This window comes from Mesorhizobium sp. M7A.F.Ca.AU.001.01.1.1, assembly GCF_004022735.1.
In the GTDB taxonomy this organism is placed as follows: domain Bacteria; phylum Pseudomonadota; class Alphaproteobacteria; order Rhizobiales; family Rhizobiaceae; genus Mesorhizobium; species Mesorhizobium ciceri.
Genome location: NZ_RZPF01000712.1, coordinates 1 through 3,358 on the forward strand (window position 1 = coordinate 1; position 3,358 = coordinate 3,358).

Genomic DNA, 3,358 nt, shown 5'->3' on the forward strand with positions numbered 1-3,358 from the left:
ACATGCTCCAGCACATTGCGGGCGGCGGCGGCCCGTTCGAGCACGGCCTTGGCCTCCGGCAGGAACCGGTGGCCGGTCTGGGCAAGCTCGATGTTGCGGCCGACCCGGTTGAACAGGTGGACGCCGTGCTGTTCTTCAAGCGCCCGGATGGCCGCCGATGCCGCCGACTGCGAAATGCCCAGCAGTTCCGCCGCCTTGGTCATGTGGCCGCGCTCGGCGACGGCGACGAAAATCCGCAACTGATCCAGGGTCATGTCCACATTAAGAACCAATATCGATCGAATTTACAAGAACAACTGATTAGACAGATCGATACCTTTATTCTAAGTTTTCCGGCGAAGTTAGAAAAAATTCGCCGAAAGATCGCAGAGAGCAGAATGATCGGGCGGCTCAGATCCCTGCTTGCGCATTGGACCCGCGGCTTAAGGCGGCGGCTGGCCGGCGATCGCTATCACCCGGAAGAGCACTATATGCGCGGCCCCGGGCCGAAGACGCGGGCCAAATCCATGCGCCGTACAGGCGCCACCGGATCATGATGCAGGGACCGCCGCGCGGCGCGAATTCGGCACCATCGCAACGCCCGCTTGCCGACACGCGAGCGCCCGATGAAGGCGACGGCGTCGACACCTCGCCTGCCGTTTCCGACAGCATCGCCAAGACGACCTGCTACATGTGCGCCTGCCGCTGCGGAATCGATGTACACATCAAGGATGGCAAGGTCCGCTACATCAACGGCAACAAGGACCACCCGGTCAATCGCGGCGTGATCTGCGGCAAGGGCAGCTCCGGCATCATGCAGCATTACAGCCCGGCAAGGCTGAAGAAGCCATTGCTGCGCGCCGGCCCGCGCGGCTCCGGCGAGTTCCGCGAGATCGAGTGGGAGGAGGCGTTTTCTATCGCTACGGAACGGCTGTCGAACATCCGCCGGACCGACCCCAGGAAACTCGCCTTCTTCACCGGCCGCGACCAGTCGCAGTCGCTGACCGGCTGGTGGGCGAGCCAGTTCGGTACGCCGAACTTCGCCGCCCATGGCGGCTTCTGTTCGGTCAACATGGCGGCCGGCGGCCTCTATACGATCGGCGGTTCGTTCTGGGAGTTCGGCGAGCCCGACTGGGACAACACCCGGTATTTCATGCTATTCGGTGTCGCCGAGGATCACGATTCCAACCCGATCAAGATCGGTCTCGGCAAGCTCAAGGCGCGCGGCGCCAAGGTCGTCTCGATCAATCCGTGCCGCACCGGCTACAATGCCATTGCCGATGACTGGATCGGCATCCGGCCCGGAACAGACGGCCTGTTCGTGTTCGCCCTCATCCACGAATTGCTCAAGGCGGGTCGCGTCGATCTCGAGTATCTGCTGCGCTACACCAATGCCCATGTTCTCGTCGTGCAGGAGCCAGGTGCTGCCGATGACGGGCTGTTCGTGCGCGATGCCGACGGCAATCCGCTGGCTTGGGACAGGGTGGCGAAGACACCGGTCAGCGCCGCCGATGCCGGTGCGAAACCGGCGCTGACCGGCAGCTTCACGATCGGCGGGCGCCGCTGCGTCCCGGGGTTCCAGCTGATCGCCGACCGCTACCTCGATGAGAGTTACGCACCGGACTCGGTCGCCGAGCGCTGCGGCATTGCCGCCGACACGATCCGCAGGATCGCCGCCGAACTCGCCCATGTCGCCTTCGAACAGACGATCGAATTGCCGATCGCCTGGACCGACTGGGCCGGGCGCCGCCACGAGACGATCAAGGGGCGGCCTGTCTCGATGCACGCCATGCGCGGCATCTCTGCCCATTCGAACGGTTTTCACACCTGCCGCGCCATCCATCTCCTTCAGGTGCTGTTGGGCACGGTGGATGTCCCCGGCGGCTTCCGCTTCAAGCCGCCCTACCCTCGATCCGCGCCGCCCGGACCGAAGCCGGCGGGCAAGACCGTCAAGCCGATGACGCCGCTCGACGGCATGCCGCTCGGCTTCGTCTGCGGGCCGGACGATTTGCTGGTCGGCGAGGCCGGCACGCCGCTTCGCATCGACAAGGCCTATTCGTGGGACGCGCCGCTGGCCGCGCACGGCCTGATGCACACCGTCATCCGCAACGCCTGGGCAGGCGATCCCTACAAGATCGACACGCTGATGATGTACATGTCGAACATGGCGTGGAATTCCTCGATGAACACCGTCGAGACCATGGCGATGCTGACCGACAGCGACGAAGCGGGCAACTACAAGATCCCTTTCATCATCTATTCCGACGCCTATTATTCCGAGACCGTGCCGTTCGCCGATCTGGTGCTGCCGGACACGACCTATCTCGAGCGCCACGACTGCATCAGCCTGCTCGACCGGCCGATCAGTCATGCCGACGGACCGGGCGACGCCATCCGCCATCCCGTCATCGAGCCCGACCGCGACGTCCGGCCGTTCCAGTCGGTGCTGATCGAACTCGGCGCCCGGCTCGGCCTGCCTGGTTTCGTCGATGAGGACGGCTCGGCCAGATACCGCGACTATGCCGACTACATCGTCAACCATGAGCGCACGCCCGGCATCGGCCCGCTCGCCGGCTGGCGCGGCAAGGATGGGACCTCGACCGGCAGGGGTGAGGCCAACCCGGACCAGTTGCAGCGCTACATCGACAATGGCGGCTTCTGGCATCATGATTTCGCGGACGACCAGCGCTATTACAAGATGGCCAACCGCTCCTATCTCGACTTCGCAGTGCAGATGGGTTTTATCCCGAAAGCCGAACCGATCGTTTTCCAGCTCTACTCGGAGCCTATGCAGCGCTTCAGGCTCGCCGCGCGTGGCCATGGCCGTGTGGTGCCGCCGAAAGGCGATCGCCAGCGCATCGAGACCTACATGGACCCGCTGCCCTTCTGGCACATGCCCTTCGAGGAAGCGGTCGTCGACCTCGAAAAATATCCGCTGCATGCGCTGACGCAGCGGCCGATGCACATGTACCACTCCTGGGGTTCGCAGAATGCGTGGCTGCGGCAGATCACCAGCCAGAACCGGCTGTTCGTGCATCACCGGACGGCAGCCGGTCTCGGCCTTGTCGATGACGACTGGGTGTGGATCGAAAGCATCAACGGCAGAGTGAAGGGGCAGATCAAGCTGATCGACGGGGTGAACGAAAGCACGGTCTGGACCTGGAACGCCATCGGCAAAAGGCGCGGCAGCTGGGGGCTGAAGGACGACGCGGCCGAGAGCAACCGCGGCTTCCTGCTCAACCATATCATCGGCGACCAGACCTCGGCCGACGCTCAGGGCAAACGCTATTCGAATTCCGATCCAGTGACGGGCCAGGCTGCGTGGTTCGACCTGCGCGTGCGCATCGTCAAATGCGCAGCCGAAGAAGCCGGGTTCACC

Annotated in this window: 3 protein-coding genes; 2 read left to right on the forward strand and 1 reads right to left on the reverse strand. The window is 63.9% G+C overall.

The features are described 5' to 3' along the window. Window positions 1-254: LysR family transcriptional regulator (locus EN884_RS30355; protein WP_164895248.1), on the reverse strand; the 254-nt coding region annotated here is incomplete at its 3' end. Between EN884_RS30355 and EN884_RS38795 the strand changes: the two genes are divergently transcribed. Together EN884_RS38795 and EN884_RS30360 are read left to right on the forward strand one after the other, a co-directional pair. Next, on the forward strand, window positions 204-536 hold the full coding sequence (locus tag EN884_RS38795; RefSeq protein WP_127390035.1) for a hypothetical protein: 333 nt from the start codon (window positions 204-206) through the stop codon (window positions 534-536). The genes EN884_RS30355 and EN884_RS38795 overlap by 51 nt on opposite strands. Further along, window positions 533-3,358, forward strand: a 2,826-nt coding sequence (locus tag EN884_RS30360) for a molybdopterin oxidoreductase family protein (protein ID WP_164895247.1), incomplete at its 3' end; no start/stop codon positions are given. The genes EN884_RS38795 and EN884_RS30360, both read left to right, overlap by 4 nt.